This is a genomic window from Paracoccus salipaludis, from assembly GCF_002287065.1.
Taxonomy (GTDB): Bacteria; Pseudomonadota; Alphaproteobacteria; order Rhodobacterales; family Rhodobacteraceae; genus Paracoccus; species Paracoccus salipaludis.
Genome location: NZ_NSJZ01000004.1, coordinates 139085 through 162879, shown reverse-complemented (window position 1 = coordinate 162879; position 23795 = coordinate 139085). Strand labels below are relative to the sequence as shown.

24 protein-coding genes are annotated in these 23795 nt (G+C 72.2%); 11 read left to right on the top strand and 13 right to left on the bottom strand.

Annotated elements, in window-relative coordinates; all coding sequences use genetic code 11:
* The first annotated feature begins 1 nt into the window (after position 1).
* On the top strand, positions 2-253 hold the full coding sequence (locus CK240_RS07130; protein ID WP_095639643.1) for a FliM/FliN family flagellar motor C-terminal domain-containing protein: 252 nt from the start codon (positions 2-4) through the stop codon (positions 251-253).
* Positions 254-414: 161 nt separating this feature from the next.
* Positions 415-1191: a flagellar type III secretion system pore protein FliP gene (locus tag CK240_RS07125; protein WP_420818617.1), complete on the top strand. Its 777-nt coding sequence runs from the start codon at positions 415-417 to the stop codon at positions 1189-1191.
* A gap of 270 nt (positions 1192-1461) precedes the next feature.
* Here the strand turns inward: CK240_RS07125 and CK240_RS07120 are convergent, their stop codons facing one another.
* The gene (locus tag CK240_RS07120) at positions 1462-2421 is read right to left on the bottom strand and encodes an acetyl-CoA carboxylase carboxyltransferase subunit alpha (protein ID WP_095639642.1); all 960 of its coding nucleotides are present in this window, start codon (positions 2419-2421) and stop codon (positions 1462-1464) included.
* A 195-nt stretch (positions 2422-2616) separates the two neighbouring features.
* Here CK240_RS07120 and CK240_RS07115 point away from each other — a divergent pair, with 195 nt between their 5' ends.
* On the top strand, positions 2617-2919 hold the full coding sequence (locus CK240_RS07115; RefSeq protein WP_095639641.1) for a YciI family protein: 303 nt from the start codon (positions 2617-2619) through the stop codon (positions 2917-2919).
* Between the two features lies 1 nt (position 2920).
* Here CK240_RS07115 and CK240_RS07110 read toward each other — a convergent pair whose 3' ends face one another.
* From CK240_RS07110 to CK240_RS07085, 6 genes are all read right to left on the bottom strand, one after another.
* On the bottom strand, positions 2921-3352 hold the full coding sequence (locus tag CK240_RS07110; protein ID WP_095639640.1) for a molybdenum cofactor biosynthesis protein MoaE: 432 nt from the start codon (positions 3350-3352) through the stop codon (positions 2921-2923).
* Positions 3352-3597, bottom strand: a complete 246-nt coding sequence (gene moaD / locus CK240_RS07105) for a molybdopterin converting factor subunit 1 (RefSeq protein WP_095639754.1) — start codon at positions 3595-3597, stop codon at positions 3352-3354. Before moaD ends, CK240_RS07110 begins: the two co-directional genes overlap by 1 nt.
* 2 nt (positions 3598-3599) lie before the next feature.
* Positions 3600-4220, bottom strand: a complete 621-nt coding sequence (gene pgsA / locus CK240_RS07100) for a CDP-diacylglycerol--glycerol-3-phosphate 3-phosphatidyltransferase (protein ID WP_095639639.1) — start codon at positions 4218-4220, stop codon at positions 3600-3602.
* A 100-nt stretch (positions 4221-4320) separates the two neighbouring features.
* The gene (locus CK240_RS07095; protein ID WP_420818615.1) at positions 4321-5568 is read right to left on the bottom strand and encodes a YcjF family protein; all 1248 of its coding nucleotides are present in this window, start codon (positions 5566-5568) and stop codon (positions 4321-4323) included.
* A 75-nt stretch (positions 5569-5643) separates the two neighbouring features.
* Positions 5644-7023, bottom strand: a complete 1380-nt coding sequence (locus tag CK240_RS07090) for a YcjX family GTP-binding protein (RefSeq protein ID WP_095639638.1) — start codon at positions 7021-7023, stop codon at positions 5644-5646.
* A 122-nt stretch (positions 7024-7145) separates the two neighbouring features.
* Entirely contained in the window at positions 7146-10322 is a 3177-nt protein-coding gene (locus tag CK240_RS07085) for a helicase-related protein (protein WP_095639752.1), read from the bottom strand.
* Positions 10323-10457: 135 nt separating this feature from the next.
* On the opposite strand from CK240_RS07085, the gene hrpB reads away from it, so the two are divergent.
* On the top strand, positions 10458-12866 hold the full coding sequence (hrpB, locus tag CK240_RS07080; RefSeq protein ID WP_095639637.1) for an ATP-dependent helicase HrpB: 2409 nt from the start codon (positions 10458-10460) through the stop codon (positions 12864-12866).
* 67 nt (positions 12867-12933) lie between these two features.
* Here hrpB and CK240_RS07075 read toward each other — a convergent pair whose 3' ends face one another.
* Positions 12934-13551, bottom strand: a complete 618-nt coding sequence (locus CK240_RS07075) for a L,D-transpeptidase family protein (protein ID WP_240517327.1) — start codon at positions 13549-13551, stop codon at positions 12934-12936.
* Entirely contained in the window at positions 13548-14750 is a 1203-nt protein-coding gene (locus CK240_RS07070) for a MalY/PatB family protein (protein WP_095639635.1), read from the bottom strand. The genes CK240_RS07075 and CK240_RS07070 overlap by 4 nt, the downstream gene beginning before the upstream one ends.
* Before the next feature lie 78 nt (positions 14751-14828).
* Between CK240_RS07070 and def (CK240_RS07065) the strand changes: the two genes are divergently transcribed.
* The 5 genes from def (CK240_RS07065) to CK240_RS07045 all read left to right on the top strand — a co-directional run bounded on the left by def (CK240_RS07065) (position 14829) and on the right by CK240_RS07045 (position 18548).
* Positions 14829-15347 carry a peptide deformylase gene (gene def, locus CK240_RS07065; protein WP_095639634.1) on the top strand — a complete coding sequence of 173 codons (519 nt, stop codon included), beginning with the start codon at positions 14829-14831 and terminating at the stop codon, positions 15345-15347.
* Positions 15348-15848: a peptide deformylase gene (def, locus tag CK240_RS07060; RefSeq protein ID WP_095639633.1), complete on the top strand. Its 501-nt coding sequence runs from the start codon at positions 15348-15350 to the stop codon at positions 15846-15848.
* A gap of 70 nt (positions 15849-15918) precedes the next feature.
* Positions 15919-16812 carry a methionyl-tRNA formyltransferase gene (gene fmt, locus CK240_RS07055; protein WP_095639632.1) on the top strand — a complete coding sequence of 298 codons (894 nt, stop codon included), beginning with the start codon at positions 15919-15921 and terminating at the stop codon, positions 16810-16812.
* A 95-nt stretch (positions 16813-16907) separates the two neighbouring features.
* The gene (locus CK240_RS07050; RefSeq protein ID WP_095639631.1) at positions 16908-18281 is read left to right on the top strand and encodes an MATE family efflux transporter; all 1374 of its coding nucleotides are present in this window, start codon (positions 16908-16910) and stop codon (positions 18279-18281) included.
* Between the two features lie 30 nt (positions 18282-18311).
* On the top strand, positions 18312-18548 hold the full coding sequence (locus CK240_RS07045; RefSeq protein ID WP_090751669.1) for an Lrp/AsnC ligand binding domain-containing protein: 237 nt from the start codon (positions 18312-18314) through the stop codon (positions 18546-18548).
* 6 nt (positions 18549-18554) lie between these two features.
* Here the strand turns inward: CK240_RS07045 and CK240_RS07040 are convergent, their stop codons facing one another.
* The 4 genes from CK240_RS07040 to CK240_RS07025 form a co-directional block, all read right to left on the bottom strand.
* Positions 18555-19967 carry an inorganic phosphate transporter gene (locus CK240_RS07040; RefSeq protein ID WP_095639630.1) on the bottom strand — a complete coding sequence of 471 codons (1413 nt, stop codon included), beginning with the start codon at positions 19965-19967 and terminating at the stop codon, positions 18555-18557.
* 7 nt (positions 19968-19974) lie between these two features.
* Complete coding sequence (locus CK240_RS07035; RefSeq protein ID WP_095639629.1) at positions 19975-20463, bottom strand: NUDIX hydrolase; 489 nt, start codon at positions 20461-20463, stop codon at positions 19975-19977.
* A complete protein-coding gene (arfB, locus tag CK240_RS07030; RefSeq protein WP_095639751.1) occupies positions 20460-20888 on the bottom strand; it encodes an alternative ribosome rescue aminoacyl-tRNA hydrolase ArfB in 429 nt (142 codons plus the stop codon). Before arfB ends, CK240_RS07035 begins: the two co-directional genes overlap by 4 nt.
* A 188-nt stretch (positions 20889-21076) precedes the next feature.
* Complete coding sequence (locus CK240_RS07025) at positions 21077-21862, bottom strand: ComF family protein (RefSeq protein WP_240517326.1); 786 nt, start codon at positions 21860-21862, stop codon at positions 21077-21079.
* On the opposite strand from CK240_RS07025, the gene CK240_RS07020 reads away from it, so the two are divergent.
* Together CK240_RS07020 and hemH are read left to right on the top strand one after the other, a co-directional pair.
* Entirely contained in the window at positions 21861-22697 is an 837-nt protein-coding gene (locus tag CK240_RS07020) for an SAM-dependent methyltransferase (RefSeq protein ID WP_095639627.1), read from the top strand. The genes CK240_RS07025 and CK240_RS07020 overlap by 2 nt on opposite strands.
* Complete coding sequence (gene hemH, locus CK240_RS07015) at positions 22694-23752, top strand: ferrochelatase (protein ID WP_095639626.1); 1059 nt, start codon at positions 22694-22696, stop codon at positions 23750-23752. The genes CK240_RS07020 and hemH overlap by 4 nt, the downstream gene beginning before the upstream one ends.
* Positions 23753-23795 lie beyond the last annotated feature (43 nt).

Genomic DNA, 23795 nt, shown 5'->3' with positions numbered 1-23795 from the left:
CATGGAGTTGGCACAAAGCCTGATCCCGACCGAACAGATCCAGGTCGAGATCGCGATCCGCATCGGCCGCACCCGGATGTCGGTGGCCGACCTCGCCCGGCTGCAGGCCGAGGACGTGCTGCCGCTGGACCAGGACGCGGCGGACGGGGTCGAGATCTGCATCGGCGACAAGGTGGTCGCCCGTGGCGAGCTTGTCGAGCATGGCGGCGAAGGCCGTCTGGCCGTGCGCATCCTGGGCCCGGCGGCCCCATGACGGCAAAGCACGGCCGAGGCGCTCCGGGCTGCGCGGGGCGCGGGGAAAGGCAGCGAGTTGCCGTGGCGATCATGCCGGAGCGCTGCTGCGAGCGCGCAACCGGCCCGACAGGGAGCGTGCCGGAGCCCGGAAGGACCAGCCCCTTCCCCCGGCTTGGCCGGATTGCCGGGACGATCCTTTGCGCCCTGGCCGCAACCCTGCCGGACAGCGCGGCGGCACAGGATCTTGCGGGCCTTGCCGCGCAGGCTGCAGGCGGGGTCAGCCAGAATGCCGTGATCCTCGTGGCGGGGCTTACGCTGCTGTCGCTCGCGCCCGGGTTTGCGATCATGGTGACCTGCTTTCCCTTTGTCGTCACGGTGCTGTCGATCATGCGCCAGGCGATCGGGCTGCAGCAGTCGCCACCCAACATGTTGATCGTCAGCCTCGCCCTGTTTCTCAGCTGGTATGTCATGGACCCGGTGCTGCGGGACGCCTGGAATGTCGCGGGAGCGCCGCTGACGCGCGGCGACATCGCGCTGGACATCGCCTTTGAACGGGGGATCGAGCCCTTCCGCCGCTTCATGTCCGAACGCACCGACCTGGACACGATGGCCGCCTTGGCCGAGGTGGCGCCGCGCCCCGAAACCTTGCAGCCGGAACTGGGCGCGCCGGACGCAGATCAGGGCGACGTGCCGGACCCCGGGACGGCGCCGCTGTCGCTTCTTGTGCCGGCCTTCATGCTGACCGAGATCGAGCGCGCCTTTGCCATCGGCTTTCTTGTCTCGCTGCCTTTCCTGATCATCGACCTGGTCGTCTCGGCGATCCTGATGTCGATGGGGATGATGATGGTGCCGCCCACGGTTGTGGCGCTACCGTTCAAGCTGGCCTTCTTCGTGGCGGTCGATGGCTGGGGGCTGATCGCCGCAGCGCTGGTGCGGGGCTACCAGGGTGGAGGATGATGCCCCCGTGAGGCACGAGCCTCCGGCACGAGGCCTTGGGGGCCTCGAACCCGCAGGTGGGGCAGGTGCCGGAGTGGCCGGATGCCGGAATGGCGAGCCGAGTTGGTCTGGAACTGAAAGTCAGGTCGCGCACTGATCCTGCCAACCAGGGCCGGCGAAGGCCGCACGCCGTGACGGGACCACCGAGCCTGCGGGTTTCATGCCGGCCCGCAGAGGACGAGGGGCGCGGCGCGGGGCCTTCGGCCTGCCCGCGCTTCCTCGACCCGCCGCTCAGGCGGCCAGGCCGCGGGCGCCCATGTCCAGATATTTCTGCCGCCGATCGCGGATCAGCTCGGCGGGCTTGCGGCCCTGCAGCTCGCTCAACAGGCGCGCGACCTCGTCGCCGACGGCGCGGATCGCTTCGTCGCGCTCGCGCTGGGCACCTCCCAGGGGTTCGGGGATGATGGAATCGATGACGCCCAGCTTTTTGAGGTCCTGCGCGGTCAGCTTCAATGCCTCGGCCGCCTCGCGCATCTTCTCGGCGTCCTTCCACAGGATCGAGGCGCAGCCTTCGGGCGAGATCACCGAATAGATCGAATGCTCGAGCATCGCGACACGGTCGGCCGTGGCAAAGGCCACCGCGCCGCCGGACCCGCCCTCGCCGATGATGACCGACACCAGCGGCACGCCGATCTGCAGGCATTTCTCGGTCGAGCGGGCGATGGCCTCGGACTGCCCGCGTTCCTCGGCGCCCTTGCCGGGATAGGCGCCGGGGGTGTCCACCAGGGTCACCACGGGCAGGCGGAAACGGTCGGCCATGTCCATCAGCCGGATCGCCTTGCGATAGCCCTCGGGGCGGGCCATGCCGAAGTTGCGCTGGATCCGGGAACGGGTGTCGTTGCCCTTCTCGTGCCCGATCACCACGACGGCCTGGTCGCGGAAGCGCGCAAGGCCGCCCATTACCGCGTGGTCGTCGCCGAAGGTGCGGTCACCGGCCAGCGGCGTCCATTCGGTGAACAGCGTTTCGACATAATCCTTGCAATGCGGCCGGTCAGGGTGGCGCGCGACCAGCGTCTTCCGCCAGGGATCGAGGTTGCGGTAAAGGTCGCGCAGCATGTCCTGCGCCTTGCGGTCCAGCGCCGCCGCCTCTTTCTCGAGATCGACACCCTCGCCCCTGCGGGCAAGGGCGCGCAGCTCCTCGGCCTTGCCTTCCAGGTCGGACAGCGGCTTTTCGAACTCGAGATAGGTCATGGGCGGATGCCTTTCGCTGATCGCCGCCTATATGCGGGGCGGGGCGGCGGATTGCAACGAAAGGCCGCATGACGGCAATGCCCCGTCACGGACCTTTCCGCGCGGGCGGCCCCTGCCGAGGACGCGGGCCGCGCCGCGCTTGCCAGGGCCTGCGAAGGGGCGCAGAGTCGCGCAAAGATGCCAAGGGGGTTTCCGATGCCCGCCGTCCTTTTGCGCCTTCATCCGCCCCGTTCCGACTTTCCCGACGGCGCGACCGCCGCCGAAGAGCGGGCCATGTCGCGCCATGCGGTCTGGTGGCAGGCGATGGCCGACGAAGGCCAGGCGATCGCGGTCGGCCCGGTGCTGGACCCGGACGGGGTCTGGGGCCTTGCCCTTGTCTGGGCCGACAGCGAGACCGCCGCGCTGCGGCTGGTCGAGGGGGATCCGGTGATGACCGCCGGCCTCGGCTTCCGCTACACGGCGATCCAGATGGGCGGGCTGATCCTGCCGGGGTCGTGACTTACCAGCGGCCCAGCGCCGCCTCGTCCTCGTCCTTTGCGGAGACCCAGCCGCGCGGACCCTCGGGGCCGATCTCGCGCTTCCAGAAGGGCGCGCGGGATTTCAGCCAGTCCATCAGGAAATCCGCCGCGTCGAAGGCCGCGCGGCGGTGGCGGGCGGCGGTGGCGACCATCATGATCGGCTCGCCCACCTCCATGCGGCCGTGGCGGTGGACGACCAGCACGTCGGCCAGGCCGAAGCGCCCGACCGCTGCCTGCGCGTGGTCCTGCAGGGCGCGCTCGGTCATGCCGGGGTAATGCTCGATCTCCAGCGCGACCAGCCCGTCGTCGCCGCGCACAAGGCCGGTAAAGGTCACGACCGCGCCCGCGCCTGCGCCGAAACCCTGCATCAGGGCGGCGGCGTCGAAGACCCCCGGCTGGACAATGACGCGCATCAGCCGCCCGTCATGGGCGGGAAGAAGGCCACCTCGCGCGCGTCGCCCAAGGGCGCGTCCAGATCCGCCAGCGCCTGGTCCACGGCCACGCGCACCGCGCCCAGGTCCGACAGCGCCGCCGCATGGCGGTCGCCGCGCGCGACCAGTTCCGCGACTAGATCGCGCACGGTGGCGGCCGAGGTTTCCACCCGTTCGCGCGGGGCGCCGATACGCTCGCGCAGCCAAGCGAAGTAAAGGACATCCAGCGTCATCGCACATCCCTCAGCCAGGGCCTGGCCTTCTGGAAATAGTCCCAGCCCGTGATCGCGGTCAGGATCGCCGCGAACCACATCAGAACAAGGCCCAGATGCGTGGCGAGATCCGACCAGTCGCCCCGCCAGACCCGCCCTTCGCCCACCAAGGGCGGCAGGCCCTTTTCATAGTAATCGACGCCTGTTCCCAGGAACATCGTCGCGATGGCGATCATCTGGGCGGTGGTCTTCCACTTGGCGAGCCTGGTGACCTTCAGCCGCCCGGCGTCGGCACCCAGGAACTCGCGCAGGCCCGCCACGAAGACCTCGCGGAACAGGATCACGGTGGCGGGCAGGATCAGCCAGGGGTTCATGCCGGAATAGCCGGTGATGACCACCAGCGCGATCACCACCATCGCCTTGTCCGCGATCGGGTCCATCGCCGCGCCGAAGCGGCTTTCCTGCTGCCAACTGCGCGCCAGGTGGCCGTCGATCCAGTCGGTCACCGCCGCCAGCACGAACAGCGCCAGCGCCGCGAAATCGGCGAAGGGGCGGCTGATGAACAGAAACATCAGCGGCACCCCGGGGGCGGCGACCAGGCGCAGAAGCGTCAGCAGGTTGGGCAGGTTCCATCTCATGACCTGCAGGCTAGTGTCTCGGGCGCGCGGGCGAAAGGGGCGGCAGGCGCGATGCACGGAGCTTTCATCCGCCTGCGGCGAACCGGCGCCGGATCGCGCGTCAGTCGTTGCCGAACAGGCCCTTGAGGCCGCGCGTCAGCAGGTTGCCGACCTTGGGCTTCGGCGCCTGGATGAAGGGCAGGGGGCGGCAGACCTCCATCGCGGCGATGCCCACGCGGGCGGTCAGCGCGCCGTTCACGACACCCTCGCCGAAGCGGCGGCTGACCTTGGCCAGGACCCCGCCGCCCGCCATCGTGTGGATCAGGTCGTCGCCTGCCGCGACCGCGCCGGTGGCGATCAGGTGGGTGACGACGGTCCGGGCCAGCCGCCAGCCCCCCACGGCGCCTGCGCGGCCGCCGTAGATCTCGGCCATGCGGCGGATCATCCGCAGGTTCGCGGCCAGCGCCGTCAGCACGTCGGCCAGCGCCAGCGGGATCAGGGCGGTCGCGGCGGCGACGGTGCGGGCGGCGGCCTCGATCTCGCGCCGGGCCTGCTGGTCCAGCGGAGCCAGCAGCTCGGCCTCGGCCAGCGCCAGGACCACGCGGGCGTCGAAGCTGTCGCCGCGGCGCCCGGCGAGGTTCTGGCGCGCGCGCGCCATCTCGGGGCGGCGGGCGTAAAGCGCGTCCAGCTTGTCCACGGCCGCGTTCGCCCGCGCCAGGTCACCCGAGGACAGCGCAAGGCCTGATTCGCGGTGGATCGCGTCGATTCGCCCCAGCCGCGCCCAGGCGGCGTATTCGCGCACAGCCAGCGCCAGGGTGGCCAGGGTGAAGGCCGCGAACAGCCCGACCCCGACCCACCCCAGCACCGGCGAGCGCGCCATGAGGCTGTCGAAGAACTCGAGCGCCGCCATGGACAGAAGGAAGGTCAGCAGCGCGGCCAGCGAGTTCAGGAAGAACCGCGTCACCTTCGAGGGGCCGCGCCCCACGATCCGCGTCACCATCTCCATCGTGCGCGGGCGGGGAAGCGGGGCGGACAGCCCGTCATCGATGGGGGGCGCGTCGGCGGGCGAGGGTCCGGCGGGCGCATCCAGCAGGCGCGGCGCGCGGGCATCCCGCGGGGGAGGGGGCCTGTCGGTCCAGTCGGCGCGGGGCGGCGGAGGCGTGGGCCGGGCGCGGTGCTCACCGCCAATCGGACCGGCATCCTGCGGCCGTGACGCGGCGCGGCTTGCGTCCTCGGCCTGCGCCGGCTCAGCCGCCACCGGGTCCGCGGATGGTCCGGGCCCGGATTGCGGCCCGCGATCGGGCGCGGCAGGCCCGTATTCGATCAGCACCGGTCCCCGGCGGGGCGGAGGAGGAATGTCAGCCATCATGGCCCTCGTGGAACCGGGCAAGCCTCTGGGAGCCCTGTGTGGAAAGCCTTTCCATGCCGCCCTCTCCTTTCGTGCTCACAGCCGGTCCCCGATCAGGAACTCGGCGGCGCGGTCCAGGCGGATATGGGGCGGGCCGTCGCCGGGACGAAGGGTGTTCGGCGCAGGGGCGAAGTTCATCACGGCATAGTCCGCGTCCAGCCAGCGCGATGCGCCCTCGGCGGCCGGGCGCAGCAGGTCTGCGGGGTTGTCGGGCAGCTCGCCGGGGTAGAAGGCCGCCTGCCGCCCGTCCATCAGCGTGCCGCGCACCGCCGGAAGCTCCAGCCCGTCTTGGCGGATGATCTCCTCGGTCGTGGTGCGCAGGGCGGCCAGCGCCAGTCCTTCGGTCCGCGCGCCCTGGAAGTCGGCGCGGTCGCGGGCCTCGCGCAGCATGGCGGTCAGGATGTTCGTCAGCCGCGCGTGCTGCAGGTGGTGCAGGTGGTCGGCCTTGGTCGCGGCGAAAAGGATGCGTTCCACCCGCCGCGTGCCCAGCAGTTGCGCCAGCCATCCCACCCGGCCGGGGCGGAAGGCCGACAGGATGTCGGCCATGGCGCGGCGCATGTCCTCGACCGCGCGGGGACCCGCGTGGATCGCGCCCAGCACGTCCACCAGCACAACCTGCCGGTCGATGCGGGCGAAATGGTCGCGGAAGAAGGGCCGGACCACGCGCGACTTGTAGGCGTCGAAGCGGCGCCGGAACTCCTTGTAAAGCGGCGAGGCGGCCATGGTCTCGGGCAGCGGCGCGAAGGTCAGGGCGGGCGAGCCCTCCATTTCCCCCGGCAGCAGGAACCGGCCCGGCGTGGTGTCGGAAAAGCCTGCGTCGCGGGCGGCGGCCAGATGCGCCGTGTAGGCGGCGGCCAGCCGCTGGGCCAGCGGCTCGGCGAACCGCGCCTGCGCGTCGATGCCGCCGAGGCCCGAAAGATAGCCCTCGGCGCCGGGGCGGCCCGCCATCCGGTCGAGCGTCTCGGCGGACCATTGCGCGAAGCTGCGGTCCATCAGGCGCAGGTCCAGCAGCCACTCGCCGGGATAGTCCACGATGTCGAGGTGGATGTTCTGGATGCCCCTGAGCCCCGACAGAAGCCCGCGCGGCTGGACCCGCAGCGACAGGCGCAGTTCGCTGACGTGGCGGGTGCCCTCGGGCCAGTGGGGGTCGGGGCCGGTCAGGGCGGCCAGGTGGCGCTCGAACTCGAAGCGGGGCACGGTGTCGTCGGGCTGGGGCTGCAGCCAGGCCGCGCGGATGGTGCCGTCGGCGGCGGCCCGCAGGCCCGGCATCCGGCCCCGGTCCAGGAGGTTCGCCACCAGCGAGGTGATGAACACCGTCTTGCCCGCCCGGCTGAGACCCGTGACGCCCAGCCGGATGACCGGATCGGCCAGCCCCAGCCCGCGCATCAGACTGCCAGTGGTATCGGACAAGGCCATGCGGTCCCCCGTGAAATCAACGGCATGAATGGACGGCCTGTCACATAGGCGGTCCCGGCCCCAACGGCCAGCAGGGCCGTCGGGTTCAGCACATGGCGCAGGCGTGACGCCGCGCCCTTGCGTCAGGCGGCCTGCGCGGGCTCCATCTCCTCGGCGCGCTCGGCCACCGCCGCCAGCAGTCCGGCGGTGCGGTCGAGCCTTTCGCGCGGGTCCTCGATCGCCTCGCGCAGGACGAGGCAGTCCTCCTTGCGCTCGCAGCCCAGCGCCTCGGCGTCGGGGGTGACGCCCTCGCGCGGGTAAAGCACGATGCCCGCCGGGCCCGCGACCACGCGGGCGATGCCCGCCGCATGGGCGGCCTCGCGCAGGCGGACGGTTTCCAGCAGCACCCGCGCTTCGGCCGGGATCTCGCCGAAGCGGTCCTCGAGCTCTGCTTCCAGCAGGTCCACGGCTTCCGAGGAATCCATGCGAGCCAGACGCATATAGATTTCCAGCCGCGTGTCCGGATCGGCGATCCAGCTTTCGGGCAGCTTGCCTTGCAGGCCAAGCTGGAGGTCCGGAATCCAGCGCTCGCCTGCGCCGCCCCGCGCCGACAGGGCGTCGGCCAGCAGCCGCTGGTAAAGCTCGATCCCGATCAGCTTCATGTGGCCGGCCTGCTCCTCGCCCAGCAGGTCGCCCGCCCCGCGCAGGTCGAGGTCGCGGGCGCTGATCTCGAAACCCGCGCCCAGGCGGTTCAGCGTTTCCAGCGTCTGCAGGCGCCTGAGCGTCAGGTCGGGGATGGTCTTGCCGCTTTCGGTGAAGATCAGCATGTGCGCCCGCTGGTTGCCCCGGCCCACGCGACCCCGAAGCTGGTGCAGCTGCGACAGGCCGAAGCGGTCGGCCTTGCAGACGACCATGGTGTTGGCCTGCGGCACGTCCAGCCCCGCCTCGATGATGTTGGTGGCCAGCAGCACGTCGCCCTCGCCCCGGGCGAAGCGGATCATGGCCTCGTCGATTTCGGCCGCGGGCAGCTTGCCATGGGCCTGCAGGATCTCGAAGCCGGGCAGAAGCTCGCGCAGCTCGGCGGCCATCGGCTCCATGTCCTCGATCCGGGGGACGACGACGAAGCTCTGGCCGCGCCGGGCGCGCTCGCGCAGCAGGGCGGCGCGCAGGGTGCCTGCGTCGAAGGGCGCGACCGAGGTGCGGATGGGCTGGCGGCGCGCGGGGGGCGTGGCGATGACGGACAACTGCTGCAGGCCCACCAGCGCCGATTGCAGCGTGCGCGGGATGGGCGTCGCGGTCAGCGTCAGGACGTGACCCGCCGACATCTCGCGCAGCTTCGCCTTGTCGGCGGTGCCGAAGCGCTGCTCCTCGTCGATGATGACGAGGCCGAGGTCCTTGTAGGCGACACCCTTACCCGCGACCGCGCCCGTGCCGATCACGATGTCGATCGAGCCGTCGGCCAGTCCCTCCTTCACCGCCTTCTTCTCGGCGGCGGAGGACAGGCGGTGCAGCGCGCCGACCGTCTTGCCAAGGGGGGCGAAGCGGCGCTGGAAGGTTTCGACGTGTTGGCGGGCCAGCACGGTCGTGGGGGCGGCGACGGCCACCTGCCGGCCTTCCAGCACGGCGATGGCGGCGGCGCGCAGCGCGACCTCGGTCTTGCCATAGCCCACGTCGCCGATCACCAGCCGGTCCATCGGTTTCCCCGAGGCGAGATCGTCGCGCACCGCCTCGATGGCGCGGGCCTGATCGGGGGTTTCGGTGAAGGCGAAGCCCGCCGCGAAGCGTTCGTAATCGGCGGGATCGCCTTCCAGCACCGGGGCCGCCTGCCCCTTGCGGGCCTCGGCCAGTTCCGACAGGGCCTGCGCGGTTTCCGCCACCGCCGCCTCGACCTCGTCCCTGCGCTTGCGCCAGCTCGACCCGTCCAGGCGGTCGAGCGTCACCGCCTCGGGCTCGGCCCCGTAGCGCCAGATGCGGTGCGCCTGAAGGACAGGGACCAGCCGCACGCCGTCTGCCGCATAGGTCAGGCGGATCGCCTCGCCCGGGTCGCCCTCGCCCAGGTCGGGCAGGGGCTCGATGCCCGCCACCACGCCGATGCCGTGGTCCTCGTGGACCACCACGTCGCCGATTCGGATGCCCACCTGGTCCAGCAGCGTCTGGCCCGAGGCCACCGCGTCCTCGCGCAGGGCACGGCTGCCCAGCAGGTCGGCGGCGGCGACGGCCAGGACGCCGTCGCGCCGGAAGCCGCGCTCGGCGGGCATGGGCAGGGACAGGAGGCTGCCGGGCTCGGCCCCGGCGACATCCTCCCATGACGCGGCGGCGCGGATCGTGCGCTCCAGCAGCCTGGCCGCGCGGCGGGACAGGAAGCGCAGGTCGCGTTCGCTGCCCAGAAGGACCAGCCGCTCGCCCGCCTCGAAGGCGGCGCGGGCGGCGCGGGTGAAGGCGCGTTCGGGCGCGCGGCTTTCGACGAAGCGCGGGGGCGGATCGCCCGCGCGCGCCAGTTCCACGGTCTCGCGGCCCTCGATGGTGGCCGCCCAGGCCTCGTCGGGCAGCACGCGGCGAAGGGCGGCGGCGCTGCCGATCTCGGCGGCCAGCTTCAGGACGTTGCGGCGGCGCTTGTCCGCGGCGGGCGAAAGGACCAGCCGCGCGCCGGGCAGATGGTCGGGCAGGGCGCAGCGGGTCTCGCCCAGGGCGGGCTCGGTCACGGGGGCGACCGCGCAGGCCTCGATTTCATCCAGCGTGCGCTGGTCGATCACGTCATAGGTGCTGATCCAGGCGATCCGGCCGTCCGCCACCTCGATCCGCACGGGGTCTTCGGATTGCGCGGGAAAGACGTCCAGCACCTGTCCGCGCAGGGCGACCTCGCCCGGCTCGTCCACGCGGTCGTCCTCGGCATAGCCCAGCGCCACGATGGAATCGCGCAGGGCGGGCAGGTCGATGGCGGTGCCCACCGTCACCGACAGCAGTTCGGCCGGGACCTCGGACGGCGCCGGCCAGGACAGCGCCAGCGCGTCGGCCGTGGTGATCAGGGCGACAGGCCCGTTCTCGCGCCCGCGCAGGCGCGACAGCCCCGCGTTCCGCAGGCCGGTGTTGGCGGGCGAGGCGGGAAGGTTGTCCCCCGGCAGCGCATCGCTTTCGGGCAGCAGGACCACCTGCGTCCCCGGTGCGGCGACAGCCAGCGCGCGCGCGACGGCGATGGCGTCGGTTTCCGATTCGGCGGCGAAGATGATGTCGCCCGTGGGGATCTGTTCCGCCAGGGCGGCGGCGCATTCGGCATTTCCAAGGCGGCCGTCGGCGCGGCCGGACTTTGGGGATGGAGGCATGATGGCTTTCGGGCGAAGGGTCGGGTCGGGCATCGGGGCCTTCGCCCGTCCGCGCCAGCGTCAACCAGCGGCAACCGCGCGGGGTTCCCGTCGCGCGCGTTTGCACCCCCGGATGTTTTGCGCCACGACACGCCCATGACGGACGCCCTTCCCATCGACGACGCGATCCCCGACCTGCGGGCGGCGCTGGCCGGTCACGGCCGTGCGGTGCTGGTCGCTCCCCCCGGCGCGGGCAAGACGACGCGGGTGCCCTTGGCGCTGCTGGACATGGTGCCTGGCCGCATCGTGATGCTGGAACCGCGCCGGCTGGCGGCCCGCGCGGCGGCCGAGCGGATGGCCGCGACTCTGGGCGAGCCCCTGGGCGCCATGGTCGGCTATCGCATCCGGGGCGAGGCCGTGCCGGGCGCGCGGATCGAGGTCGTGACCGAGGGCATCCTGACCCGCATGATCCAGTCCGACCCCGACCTGCCGGGCGTCGGCTGCGTGATCTTCGACGAGTTCCACGAGCGCAGCCTGAACGCCGACCTCGGGTTGGCGCTGGTCTGGGAAAGCCGGGGGGCGCTGCGGCCCGACTTGGCGGTGCTGGTCATGTCCGCGACGCTGGATGCCGAACCCGTGGCGGCGCTGCTGGACGACGCGCCCGTGGTGCGCTCGCTCGGCCGGGCCTTTCCGGTGGAAACGCGCTGGCTCGAACGCCCCCTGCCCGCGGGGGCGAGGCTGGTCCCCGAGGCCGCCCGGCTGATCCTGCAGGCCGAGGCGGAGACGCGCGGCACCGGCGGCACGATCCTGGCCTTCCTGCCGGGCGAGGGCGAGATCCGCCGCGTGGCCGCGATGCTGGACGGTCCTGCCGAGGTCATGCCGCTGTTCGGCGCCATGGAGCTTTCGGCGCAGCGCGCCGCGCTGGCGCCCCCGGGCGAACGGCGGCGGATCGTGCTGGCGACAGCCATCGCGGAAACCTCGCTGACGATTCCCGGCGTGCGGGTGGTGGTGGATGCGGGCCGCGCAAGGCGGGCGCGCTTCGATCCCGGTTCCGGCATGACGCGGCTGGTGACGGAACGCGTGAGCCGCGCCGAGGCCGAGCAGCGCCGCGGCCGCGCGGGCCGCGTCGCGCCGGGCATCTGCTACCGGATGTGGGCGCGGGCCGAGGAGGGGAGCCTGCCCGCCTTCGCCTCGCCCGAGATCGCCACCGCCGACCTGGCCGGCCTGGCGCTGGAACTGGCCGCTTGGGGGTCCGGGGAGGGGCTGGCCTTCCTGACCCCGCCGCCTGCCCCCGCGCTGGCCGAGGCGCGGGCGCTGCTGGAGGACCTGGGCGCGCTGAAGGACGGCCGGATCACCCCGCATGGCCGTGCGCTCGCCGCGCTGCCGCTGCATCCGCGGCTGGGCCACATGCTGCTGAGGGCCGGCCGCGGGGCGGCGGAGCTTGCCGCGCTGATGGCCGAGCGCGACCCGATCCGCGGCGCCCCCGCCGACCTTTCGCTGCGACTTGAGGCGATCCGCGACCCCCGCGCCTATGCCGAGCGCCACCCTTGGCCCGCCGACCGTGGCACCATCGAGCGCATCCGCGCGGAAGGACGCCGCCTGCGCCGCCTTGCGCCGGATGCGCCCGCGATGAGCCCGGGCGGGATGGCGGCGCTGGCCTACCCTGACCGCGTCGGCCTGCGCCGCAAGGGGGATGCGCCGCGCTATGTCCTGTCGGGCGGCAAGGGTGCGGTCTTGGCCGAGGGTGATCCGCTCGGGTCGCAAAGGCTGATCGTGGCGACCGACCTCGACGGCGACGCGCGCGAGGCGCGGGTGCGGATCGGCGCCGCGCTGGACGAGGCGGACCTGAGGGCGCTTTGCGGCGACCGCATCGAGGCGGCCGAACCGGTCGAATGGTCCCGCCGCGAGGGCCGGGTGCTGGCGCGCCGGCAGGAGCGCTTCGGCGCGCTGGTCCTGTCCGACCGGGCGCTGGAGGACCCGGACCCCGAAGCGGTGGCGCTTGCGGCCTGGGAAGGGCTGCGCGACCAGGGCCTGCCCTGGAGTCCTGCGGCGCGGCGCTTGCGGGCGCGGATCGCCCTGGTGCCCGGGATGCCGGACGTCAGCGACGCGGCGCTGCTGGCCGATCCCGGCTGGCTGCTGCCGTGGCTGGAAAAGGCGCGCACGGCCTCGGACCTGCGGGCGCTGGACCTGACCGAGCCGTTGAAGGCGCTGATCGGCTGGGACGGCCAGAGGCGGCTGGACGAGGCCGCGCCTGCGGCCTTTGTCTCGCCGCTGGGCCGCCGCATCCCCATCGACTACGACGCCGAGACGCCCACCATCGAGGCGCGCTTGCAGGAACTGTTCGGCGTCACCCGCCACCCCATGGCGGGCCGCCGCCCCCTGCGCATCCAGATGCTGTCGCCGGGCGGCAAGCCCGTCGCGGTCACGACCGACCTGCCGGGGTTCTGGACGGGGGGCTATGCCGATGTCCGCAAGGACATGCGCGGGCGTTATCCGCGCCACCCTTGGCCCGAGGACCCGACGACGGCGGACCCGACGTTGCGGGCCAAGCCGCGGGGGACGTGAGAAGAGGGGGCTCCGCCCCCGGTCACCTGCGGTGACTCCCCCGGGGTATTTGGCTCAGGAAGAAGGCTCAGGGCCGGATCTCGACCTCGGTGCCGATGGGCGTGTGGGCAAAGAGCTCGCGGATTTCGGGGTTGGTGACGGCGATGCAGCCGGCGGTCCAGTCGCCCCTGACCTTGAAGCCCTCATCGACCTGGTTGGGCTGGCCGTGGATCATGATGTCGCCGCCCGGATCGACTCCTTCTGCGCGGGCCCGGGCGCGGTCCTCGGGGCGGGGATAGTCCAGCCCCAGCGACAGGGTGAAGCTGCTGCGGTCGTTCAGGCGGTCCACGGTGAAGATGCCCTCGGGCGTCCTGCCGTCGCCCTGCTGCACCTTGTCGCCTTCCGGCGCGAAGCCGAGTGCGATGGGCATGACGCGCGGGTTGCCGTCGCGCTGGAAGACGGTCATGCGGCGGGCGGATTTCTCGACCAGGATGCGCTGAACCGGGCTGGTGATCGCGGGCGCCGGCCGGGGGATGCGGATCTCGGGCAGGCGCGGCGGGCGCGGGATCGGGATGTTCGTGGAGGGCGGCGGCACCGGCAGCGGCAGGGTGGGCGGCAGCGGCACCGGCAGGGGGATGGTGCCGGTCCAGGCAAGCCACCCGCCCAGAACCACCGCCCCCAGCGCGGCCATGCGGCGCAGCCTCATTGCAGGTCGGCAAAGGCCTCGCGCAGGCGCCCGGCGGCCTCGGCCACCCGCGCGCGGGGCGTCGCGAGATTGAAGCGCATGTGTCCCGCCCCGCCGAGGCCGAAGCTTTCGCCGTGGTTGGCCGCGATCCGGGCGCCCCCCTCGACGCGGCGGTGGATTTCGGCGGGCTCCATCCCGGTGCCGGTGAAGTCCACCCAGGCGAGATAGGTCGCCTGCAGGGGCATGGACCGGACGCCGGGGATGGCGTTCACGGCCTCGTCGAAGATGCGGGCGTTGCCGGCGATGTAGTCCACCAGCGCATCCACCCAGGCCGCGCCTTCGGGCGAATAGGCGGCGGTCACCATCGGCAGGCCGAAAAGGCCGGGCGAGATGCCCAGCGCCATCATCCGCGCCTTGTAGCGGTCCCGCAATGCAGGGTCGGCGATGATCGCGTTGCCGAGGTGGGCGCCCGCGATGTTGAAGGTCTTGGTCGCGGCCGTCAGCGTCACCAGCCGGTTCGCGATCTCGGGCGCGGCCAGCGCCGTGACCGTGTGGCGGGGGCCGCCCGGCAGGACGAGATCGTGGTGGATCTCGTCCGACACCAGGATCAGGTCGCGGGCGCGGCAGAACTCGGCCACCTGGCGCAGTTCCCCGGCCGTCCAGACGCGGCCGCCCGGGTTGTGGGGCGAGCAGAGGATCAGCATCCTCTCGCGCCCCGTCAGGCGGCTCTCCCAGCCCTCCCAGTCCAGCGCGTACTGGCCCTCGCGGACCGCCAGCGGCAGTTCCGTCACCGTGCGGCCCGAGGCTTTGATGACGCGGGCGAAGGCGTGGTAGACGGGCGTCATCAGCGCCACCGCGTCGCCCGCTTGGGTGAAGGCGTCCACCGCCAGCGCCGCGCCGTTGACGAGGCCGTGGACGGACAGGATGTGGTCCCGTTCCACCTGCCAGCCGTGGCGGGTCTGCATCCACCAGCGGATCGCGTCCAGATAGGGCTGGTTCACGCCCGGATAGCCGTAGATCCCATGCGCCACGGTGGCCTCGAGCGCGCGGCGGACGGCCGGAGGCGCGGCGAAGTCCATGTCGGCGACCCACATCGGCAGGGCGTCGGGGGCGTCCAGCCCGAAGACCCCGGCCATGTCGTCCCACTTGTTGCACATCGTGCCCCGGCGCTCGATGACAGCATCGAAATCGGGGGCGGCGAAGCGGTTGGGTCGGTTCATCGGGGATCTCCTGTCACGCGCGCCCCGACCATAGCGGCTTGTTGCGCGGCGGGAAGCCTTGTCCTATGTGCGAAGGCCATGACGCGCCCCATCCTTCTGTTTCCCGATCCCCGGCTGAAGAAGCTCTGCGCCCCCGTGGGCCGGATCACGCCCGAGATCGAAGCCCTGGCCGACGAGATGCTGGCCACCATGTATGCCGCGCCGGGCGTGGGACTGGCCGCGCCGCAGGTCGGCGTGCTGCAACGCCTGTTCGTCATGGACTGCACCAAGGACGCGCAGGCGCCCCGCGCGCCGCTGGTCATGGTGGACCCCGAGATCGTGGGCACCTCGGAGGCGCTGAACACCTATGAGGAGGGCTGCCTGTCCTTCCCCGAGCAATATGCCGATGTCACGCGGCCCGCCGAGGTGCGGATGCGCTGGACGGGCCTCGACGGCAAGACGCATGAGCGGGACTTCGACGGGCTCTGGGCCACCTGCGCGCAGCACGAGCTGGACCACCTGAACGGCAAGCTTTTCATCGACCACATCGGGCCGATGAAGCGGCAGATGATCGCGCGCCGGATGACCAAGATGAAGCGCGAGATGGCGCGGGCCTGAATGGCGGTCCGGCCCTTCATCCCCTATGCCGACCGGCGGCTGCACATGCCCGCAGCGCCGGTCGAGGCGGTCACGGACGAGATCCGGGCGATCTGGGACGACATGGTCGACACGATGGAGGCCATGCCGGGCGTCGGCCTTGCCGCGCCGCAGATCGGGGTGATGCTGCGGCTGGCGGTCGTGGATGCCTCGGACGCGCGGGGGCAGGCGGTGCGGATGGCGAACCCCGAGGTGCTGCACGCCTCGGTGAAGCTGCGGTCGCACGAGGAGGCCTCGCCGAACCTGCCGGGCGTCTCTGCGGTGATCGAGCGGCCGCGGGCGGTGACAGTGCGGTTTCTCAACGCGGCGGGCGAGGTCGAGGAGCGGGACTTCGTGGGCCTGTGGGCGACCAGCGTTCAGCACCAGATCGACCACCTGGACGGTCGGCTCTACGTGGACCGCCTGTCGCCCCTGAAGCGGCGGATGCTGGTGGCCAAGGCGGCGAAGCTGTCGCGCAGGTGACGGCCGTCGGACCGGGGCGCTGCCCCGGACCCCGGGATATTTGGACGAAGAAGAAGGAAGGGAGCGGGTGATGCGCGTCGTGTTCATGGGAACGCCCGAGTTTTCCGTTCCTGCCTTGCAGGCCATCGCGGCGCGCCACGAGGTCGTCTGCGTTTATTCGCAGCCGCCGAGGGCTGCGGGACGGGGGCAGAAGCCCCGGCCCTCGCCGGTGCAGGCCGCGGCAGAGGCGCTGGGCATTCCGGTGCGGACCCCCGTGCGGCTGAAGGGGGCCGAGGAGCAGGCGGAGTTCGCGGCCCTCGGCGCCGATGTGGCGGTGGTGGTGGCCTATGGGCTGATCCTGCCGCAGCCGGTGCTGGATGCGCCGAGGCTGGGGTGCCTCAACATCCACGCCTCGCTGCTGCCGCGCTGGCGGGGGGCCGCGCCGATCCACCGCGCGGTGATGGCGGGGGACGCCGAGACCGGCGTCGCCATCATGCAGATGGAGGCGGGGCTGGACACCGGGCCGGTGCTGGCCGAGGCGCGCACCCCCATCGGGGCGGAGGACACCACCGCCGACCTGCACGACCGGCTGTCGGGAATGGGTGCCGCGCTGATCGTGGATGTGCTGGACCGCCTGCCGCTGCCCGCCGTGCCGCAGGCGGCCGAGGGCGTGACCTATGCCGCCAAGATCGACAAGGCCGAGGCGCGGGTGGACTGGACGCGCCCCGCCGCCGAGGTGGACCGTCTGATCCGGGGGCTGTCGCCATTTCCCGGCGCCTGGTGCGTGGCGGGGAGCGAGCGGCTGAAGCTTCTGCGCTCGCGCCTGTCCGAGGAGCAGGGCGTGCCGGGCGAGGTGCTGGGCGGGCTGGTCGTCGCCTGCGGCAACGGCGCGGTCGAGATCACCGAAGTGCAGCGCGAGGGCAAGCGCCCGATGCCCGCCGCCGAGGCGTTGCGGGGGATGGACCTGCCCGCGCGTCTGGACTGACCGGAGCCGGGAAGACCAGCCCGGCACCGCGACGCCTTGCAGGCGGGGCCGGAGGCGGCCTTCCCGCGCCGCCCGATTGGGGGTAACGGCAGGGCATGAGCCTGCGCCCGCATCTGACCGCCACGTTCCTTCTCGGCCTGCCGCTGGTCGGCACCCATGTCAGCCGGATGCTGATCGGGGTGACGGACACGATCCTGATCGGCCGCTATGGCGTCGATGAACTGGCCGCGCTGGTGCTGGCGACCTCGTATTTCTTCATCCTGACCATGCTCGGGTCCGGCTATGCGCTGGGCGTCATGGGGGTGATCGCCAATGCCCGCGCCCGCGGCGACGCGGCCGAGCTGCGGCGGGCCACCCGCATGGCGCTGTGGCTGTCGGTTCTTCATTCCCTGCTGATCGTGCCCCTTCTGTGGTGGTCGGGGCCGATCCTGTCGGCCCTGGGGCAGGAGCCCCGGGTGGCGGTCCTGGGGCAGGAATGGCTGCGGGTGATGATCCCGGCGATGCCCGCCGTGCTGGCGGGCATGGTGCTGAACAGCTACCTGGCCGCGCTGGGCCGGCCGAACCTGGTCCTGGCGGTCAACCTCATCGGCCTGCCGGTCAACGCGCTGTTCAACTGGCTGCTGATCTTCGGTCATTGGGGCCTGCCCGAACTGGGCGTCCGCGGCTCGGGGATTGCCAGCCTCACGGTGAACTGGCTGCAGCTTGCGGCCCTGGCCGCCTGCGCCGCCTGGGCGCCCGAGGGGCGGCCCTACCGCCTGTTCCAGCGGTTCTGGCGGCCCGACTGGGCGGCCTTCCGGTCGGTCTTCGCGCTGGGCCTGCCGATCGGACTGACGCTGGTCGCGGAAACGGGGATGTTCACCGGCGCCAACGTCCTGATGGGCTGGTTCGGGGCCGAGCCGCTGGCCGCCCATGGCATTGCCCTTCAGATCGCGGGGCTGACCTTCATGGTCCACCTGGGCATTTCCAACGCCGCGACGATCCGCGTGGGGACGGCGCACGGGACGGGCGACGCGCAGGGCCTGCGGCTGGCCGCCGTTGCGGCGATCCTGCTGTCGGTGGGCTTTGCGCTGATCCCGATGGCGGCCTTCCTGACTATCCCCGAGACGCTGACCGGGCTTTACCTCAACCCCGCCGACCCGCGCGCGCCGCAGATCGTGGCGCTGGCGGCCTCGCTGATGCTGTATGCGGGGCTGTTCCAGCTGGCGGACGCGATGCAGGCCATCGCACTGGGGCTGCTGCGGGGGGTGCAGGACACGCGCGTGCCCATGGTGCTGGCGGTGGTCAGCTACTGGCTGATCGGCCTGCCCGCGGGCTGGCTGCTGGCCTTTCCGCTGGGGCTCGGGCCGCCCGGCCTGTGGCTGGGGCTGCTGATCGGGCTGATGGCGGCGGCCGGGCTGCTGATGTCGCGCTTCTGGCGGTGGGCGGGCGCGCAGGGCGCCGCTCTGGCCCGCGCGCCGCAAGCCCGCTAGACTGGCCCGCGCCCTGCCTGCGAGGTTTCCATGCGTCCCGTCTTCGTCCAGTTCCGCTGCACCCCCGGCAAGACCTACGAGGTCGCCGACGCCATCTATGACCGCGAGGTCGTGAGCGAGCTTTACTCGACCTCGGGCGAATACGACCTGCTGGCCAAGGTCTATGTCCCCGAGGACCAGGACGTGGGCCATTACCTGTCGGAACGGCTGTTCGACATCCCCGGCATCAACCGAACGCTGACGACGATGACCTTCCGCGCCTTCTGAAGGCGCTCAGCCCAGCGCCCAGGCCAGCGCCGCCGCCAGCACGCCCGCCGCGGGCATGGTCACGACCCAGGCCGCCAGGGTGCGCACCAGCGCCGCGCGGCGGACCAGGCGGCGGCGGTGCAGCTCTTCCGGTGGCAGGGGCTTGTGCGGGCGGGCCTGGCGGTTCCGCCGTTCTTCCCATTCCCGGTAAAAGCCGACGCCGAAGACGCCCCCCACCGCGACATGGGTGGTCGAGACGGGCAGCCCCAGCCGCGTCGCGCCCAGCACCGTCAGCGAGGTGGCCAGCGCCACGCAAAGCGCGCGGGGCGTGTTCAGCCGGGTGATCCGGCTTCCGACCATGTGGACGAGCCTGCGCCCGAACAGCAGCGCGCCGATTGCGATGCCTCCGCCGCCCAGTCCCAGCATCCAGACCGCCGTCGGCTGGACCTCGGGCAGCATCGCCGCCGACCGCACCAGCACGGCCAGGGGGGCCACCACGTTGGCCACGTCGTTCGATCCGTGGCTGAAGCCGATCAGCACCGCCGCCAGGACCAGCGGCGGCCCGAGCAGCCGGTCGAGCATCTGGCGGCTGTTGTGGCCCGCGGCCAGTTGACCTGCCATGCGGAGATGCGCGGCCGCGGTCGCGGCGGCGCTGATGGCCAGGGTGGCGCCAAGGACGATGGCGGGCCGGGCGCCGCCCAGGGACAGGGCATTGGCCGCAAGCACGGCGGCCATGAACCCGACCAGCCAGGGCAGCCAGCGCGAGGCCGCCCTGTTGCGGTCGGGTGCGCGAAGGATCGCGCGCCGCAGCACTGCCAACAGCGCCGCCCCCGTCAGCCCCGCCAGGACGGGTGAGGCCACCCATCCGGTGGCGATCCCGGCCAGCCCGCGCCAGTTCAGTGCCGCCGGCCCATAGACGGCCAGTCCCGCCCCGGCGATGCCGCCGACGATGGCATGGGTCGTGCTGACGGGCGCACCCGCCCAGGTCGCCAAGGCGATCCAGATGGCGGCGGCTCCCATGGCGGCCAGCATGACGGCGGCGGGCTCGGGGCCACGCAGCATCAGTGCGGCGGGCAGGATGCCGGTGGACAGCGTTTCGCTGACGCGCCCGCCCGCCAGCATCGCGCCCGCGATCTCGGCCAGGGCCACCAGGGCGAGCCCCGCGCCCATCGACACCGCGCCCGCCCCGACGGCGGGGCCGAGGGCGTTCGCCACGTCATTGGCGCCGATGGTCAGCGCCAGCAAGGCCGCCACCAGCACGCCCGCGATCACCAGGCCCGGCGCGGCGGCGCCCGGCAGCATGGCGCCGACAAGCGCCATGGCCGCGGCGAAGACCAGCGCCAGACCCAGCCGCGGCCCTGTGCGCAGCGAATGGACGCCCGCGCTTTCGGCATTGGCCATGCGGTCGAGGTCCTTGTCGAGGATGCGGAACGTGTTCATCCGTCGGTCAGGCGCGCGCCGGAGGGAGCGCGGGCGGGGACGCTGCCGGGGACGGGGGCGACGCGAGCGTCCTCAGCAGGGCGGCCAGTTCGGGCTCGGCCACGAGCCCGGCGGCTTCCGAGGGGGCGAACCAGCGCCGCCTGCGTTCGCCCCGCTCGGGGAAATCGTCGGCCAGCGCTTCGACCGCGACCAGGAAGACCCGCACCTCGACCGGCACGGCAAAGCCGCGGTCCTGGTCCTTGTCGTAATGGTAGCTGCCCATCTCCTCGCCCGACTTGGCGCGGACGCCCGCTTCCTCCCATGCTTCCTGCAGGGCGGCCTCGGCCAGCGAACGGCCGGGCATGGGCCAGCCCTTGGGGATGATCCAGCGGCCCGTGCCCCGGCTGGTGATCAGAAGGACCCTGCCCGTCGCGGGATCAAGGCAGACGGCCCCCACCTGCAGCAGGGGCGGGCGGGCGCCCAGCAGCCGGGCCAGTCCCCGGCGCAGGCGCGTCATCCGTCCTCCGACAGGCCGACCGAGCCGCGCAGGGCCTTGACCGTGCCGCGCTGCGCCTTGGCGGCAAGCCTGCGGCGCTGGCTGCCCAGCGTGGGGCGGGTCGCGATGCGGGGGCGGGGGGCGGTCAGGGCCGAGCGGACCAGTTCGGCCAGCCGCTCGCGCGCGATCTCGCGGTTGCGGGCCTGGCTGCGGGTGTCCTGGACCTGGATCACGATGGCCCCGTCGCTGGTCCAGCGCCGGCCCGCAAGCCGCCGCAGCCGCGCCTTGACGGGCGCGGGCAGGTGGGGCGAGCGCTCGGCCTCGAAGCGCAACTCGACGGCGGTCGAGACCTTGTTGACGTTCTGTCCCCCCGGTCCCTGGGCGCGCGTGAATTGCTCGGACAGTTCCCAGTCCGCAAGCGAGATGGAGTCGTTGATCCGCAGCATGCAGAAAAGATGCAAATCCCTGTGCCGAATGGAAAGAGGTTGAAGGATAACTTATCTCGATCGCCTGCGTTCCTGACCTGAAATCACGCCGCGGCCTTGCCGGCGGGCGGCCCGGGCAGTGGCTTTGCAAGGGCCACGGGATGACCTCATGGCGGGCAGGGCCCCGTGGATGAACCGGGCAGGGGACCTCATTCCGGCGGCTCGACCCCCGGGGCGGCCGGCCTGCCTGCCTTGACCGCCCGCGCCAGCACCGCAACCGACACCTCGCCCGCGCCCGCCCCGGCCAGCGCATCTGCCGCCGCCGCCAGCGTCGCGCCCGAGGCCATGACGTCATCGACCAGCAGCACCGGCCGCCCCTGCAGGCGTGGCCGCGCGCGGACGGCCAGGCGGATCGCGCCCTCGACATTGGCGAAGCGGTCGCCGACCGAGCCGTGGTCCTGCATGGGCGTGTGCCGCACCCGCCGCAGGGCCGCCGCTTCCAGCAGCAGCCCGTGGGCGCGCGCGACCGCCGCCCCCAGCAGCGCCGCCTGGTTGTATTTGCGCCTGAGCATCCGCCGGGGGTGCAGCGGCACCGGCACCACCACCATGTCCGGCGCAACCAGCGGCACGGCCGCCGCCGCGAGCCAGCGCCCCAGCGCGGGGGCGAGGTCGGGGCGGTCGCCGTGCTTCAGCGCCAGCACCAGCCGTCGCCCGCTGCCCGCATAGACAAGCGCCGCGCGGCCCTGCGTCCAGGGGCGCGGGCGGGCAAGGCAGTCGTCGCAGGTCAGGCCCGCTTCGGTTCCGCCGTCGCCGGGCAGGGGGATGCCGCAGGTGTCGCAGAGGCAGGCGCCGATGAATTCGGCCTCGCCCCAGCAGGCGGGGCAGAGCGCCCCGTCCTCGGCCACGCCCGTCCCGCAATCGAGGCATTGCGGCGGAAACAGAATCGTGCGCGCGGCTTTCATCACCGCCCCGAACGCCCTAAGTTCACGTCCCATGTCCGTTCCCGCCCCTTCCAGCGCCCCGCCGCGCCTGACCGACCGTCCCGCGCTTGAACGCAACCGCGCCCGCGCCGCCCGGATGGGACGCGAGGACTGGCTGCACGCGCTGGTGCTGGACGAGATCCAGGATAGGCTGGCCGGGATTAACAGAAGGTTTACGGCTCCTGCCGTCGTGACCGGCCATCCCGGGTTCTGGTCCGCCGCGATGCCGGGTGCGCGGGTCGTGCCCGACGGGGCCGTGCTGGACCTTGAGCCGGGTGCGCATGACCTCGTGATCCACGCGCTGGCGCTGCACTGGGCCGACGACCCGGTGGGCCAGGTCATCCAGTCGGCCCGCGCCCTCGTGCCCGACGGGCTGTTCATGGCCGTGCTGCCTGGGGGCGAGACGCTTGCCCCCCTTCGCGCCGCGCTGGCCCGGGCCGAGGTCGAGGTCACCGGCGGCCTGTCGCCCCGCATCGTGCCGCTGGGGGAAATCCGCGACCTCGGCGCGCTGCTTGCGCGCGCGGGACTGGCGCTGCCTGTGGCCGACCAGATTTCCCAGAACGTCAGCTACCGCGACTTCTTCCACCTTGCCCGCGACCTGCGCGCGATGGCCGAGGGCAATGCGCTCGACCGCCGCCTGCGCCATCCGACCCGCCGCGACGTGCTGCTGCGCGCAGCCGCGATCCTTGCCGAGACCGCGCCCGATCCCCAGGACCCTGCGCGGATCCGGCTTGAACTGGAACTGATGTTCCTGACCGGATGGGCGCCCGCCGACAACCAGCAGAAACCCCTGCGCCCCGGCTCGGCCAAGACGAGCCTCGCCGCGGCGCTGAGCCAGAGGACCCAATGAACCAGCACGCCCGCCCGCAGGACCTGAGCCAGCCGCGCCACGCCCCCAAGGACCACCCCGCGCTGCCGCAGCCGAAGATCGGCATCCTTGTCGCCAACCTCGGCACGCCCGACGGGCACGACTACTGGTCCATGCGCCGCTATCTCAGCGAGTTCCTGTCGGACAAGCGGGTGATCGACTACCCGGCGTGGAAGTGGCAGCCGCTGCTGCAGGGGATCATCCTCAGCAAGCGGCCCTTCACCTCGGGCAAGAACTACCGTTCCATCTGGAACAACGAGGCGAACGAAAGCCCGCTGATGACGATCACCAAGGCCAAGGTCGCCAAGCTGCGCGGGACCTGCGCGGAACGCTGGGGCGACAGGGTGATCGTCGATTTCTGCATGCGCTACGGCAACCCGTCCACGCAGTCGGCCGTGGACCGGATGGTCAAGGCGGGCTGCGACCGCATCGTCTTCCTGCCGATGTATCCGCAATACGCGGGCGCGACCTGGGCCACGGCGAACGACCAGTTCTTCCGCGCGCTGATGGTGCAGAAATGGCAGCCCTCGGCCCGCGTCTGCCCGCCCTATTTCGACCGCCCCGACTATATCGAGGCGCTCGCGCAGTCGGTCGAGCGTACCCTTCAGGGCCGCCGCCCGCAGAAGCTGGTGGCCTCCTACCACGGGATGCCCAGGCGCTACCTGATGGAAGGCGACCCCTACCATTGCCAGTGCCAGAAGACCTCGCGCCTTCTGCGCGAGCGGCTGGGCTGGCCCGAGGGTTCCATCGACACCACCTTCCAGTCGGTTTTCGGGACCGAGGAATGGCTGCGGCCCTATACGGTCGAGCATGTGGCGGAACTGGCGAAGCGCGGCATCACCGACATCGCGGTGATCTCGCCCGCCTTCAGCGCCGACTGCATCGAGACGCTGGAGGAGATCAACGGCGAGATCCGCGAGGCCTTCGAGCACGCGGGCGGGCAGCAGTTCACCTATGTCCCCTGCCTGAACGACGACGACGCCCATATCGCCGTCCTGACGGCCGTCATTGCGGAAAACATGGCCGGCTGGGCCTGACCTTGGGTTGACGCGCGGGGCCGCCTATATTGGCAGGCGACGC

Bases quoted from the DNA above. Each gene is read 5' to 3' on its own strand.
- CK240_RS07130 (WP_095639643.1), top strand. From the start codon at position 2: ATGGAGTTGGCACAAAGCCTGATCCCGACCGAACAGATCCAGGTCGAG.
- CK240_RS07120 (WP_095639642.1), bottom strand. From the start codon at position 2,421: ATGACCTATCTCGAGTTCGAAAAGCCGCTGTCCGACCTGGAAGGCAAG.
- CK240_RS07115 (WP_095639641.1), top strand. From the start codon at position 2,617: ATGCCCGCCGTCCTTTTGCGCCTTCATCCGCCCCGTTCCGACTTTCCC.
- CK240_RS07110 (WP_095639640.1), bottom strand. From the start codon at position 3,352: ATGCGCGTCATTGTCCAGCCGGGGGTCTTCGACGCCGCCGCCCTGATG.
- pgsA (WP_095639639.1), bottom strand. From the start codon at position 4,220: ATGAGATGGAACCTGCCCAACCTGCTGACGCTTCTGCGCCTGGTCGCC.
- CK240_RS07095 (WP_420818615.1), bottom strand. From the start codon at position 5,568: ATGATGGCTGACATTCCTCCTCCGCCCCGCCGGGGACCGGTGCTGATC.
- CK240_RS07090 (WP_095639638.1), bottom strand. From the start codon at position 7,023: ATGGCCTTGTCCGATACCACTGGCAGTCTGATGCGCGGGCTGGGGCTG.
- CK240_RS07085 (WP_095639752.1), bottom strand. From the start codon at position 10,322: ATGCCTCCATCCCCAAAGTCCGGCCGCGCCGACGGCCGCCTTGGAAAT.
- hrpB (WP_095639637.1), top strand. From the start codon at position 10,458: ATGACGGACGCCCTTCCCATCGACGACGCGATCCCCGACCTGCGGGCG.
- CK240_RS07075 (WP_240517327.1), bottom strand. From the start codon at position 13,551: ATGAGGCTGCGCCGCATGGCCGCGCTGGGGGCGGTGGTTCTGGGCGGG.
- CK240_RS07070 (WP_095639635.1), bottom strand. From the start codon at position 14,750: ATGAACCGACCCAACCGCTTCGCCGCCCCCGATTTCGATGCTGTCATC.
- def (WP_095639634.1), top strand. From the start codon at position 14,829: ATGACGCGCCCCATCCTTCTGTTTCCCGATCCCCGGCTGAAGAAGCTC.
- def (WP_095639633.1), top strand. From the start codon at position 15,348: ATGGCGGTCCGGCCCTTCATCCCCTATGCCGACCGGCGGCTGCACATG.
- fmt (WP_095639632.1), top strand. From the start codon at position 15,919: ATGCGCGTCGTGTTCATGGGAACGCCCGAGTTTTCCGTTCCTGCCTTG.
- CK240_RS07050 (WP_095639631.1), top strand. From the start codon at position 16,908: ATGAGCCTGCGCCCGCATCTGACCGCCACGTTCCTTCTCGGCCTGCCG.
- CK240_RS07045 (WP_090751669.1), top strand. From the start codon at position 18,312: ATGCGTCCCGTCTTCGTCCAGTTCCGCTGCACCCCCGGCAAGACCTAC.
- CK240_RS07040 (WP_095639630.1), bottom strand. From the start codon at position 19,967: ATGAACACGTTCCGCATCCTCGACAAGGACCTCGACCGCATGGCCAAT.
- CK240_RS07035 (WP_095639629.1), bottom strand. From the start codon at position 20,463: ATGACGCGCCTGCGCCGGGGACTGGCCCGGCTGCTGGGCGCCCGCCCG.
- arfB (WP_095639751.1), bottom strand. From the start codon at position 20,888: ATGCTGCGGATCAACGACTCCATCTCGCTTGCGGACTGGGAACTGTCC.
- CK240_RS07020 (WP_095639627.1), top strand. From the start codon at position 21,861: ATGTCCGTTCCCGCCCCTTCCAGCGCCCCGCCGCGCCTGACCGACCGT.
- CK240_RS07025 (WP_240517326.1), bottom strand. From the start codon at position 21,862: ATGGGACGTGAACTTAGGGCGTTCGGGGCGGTGATGAAAGCCGCGCGC.
- hemH (WP_095639626.1), top strand. From the start codon at position 22,694: ATGAACCAGCACGCCCGCCCGCAGGACCTGAGCCAGCCGCGCCACGCC.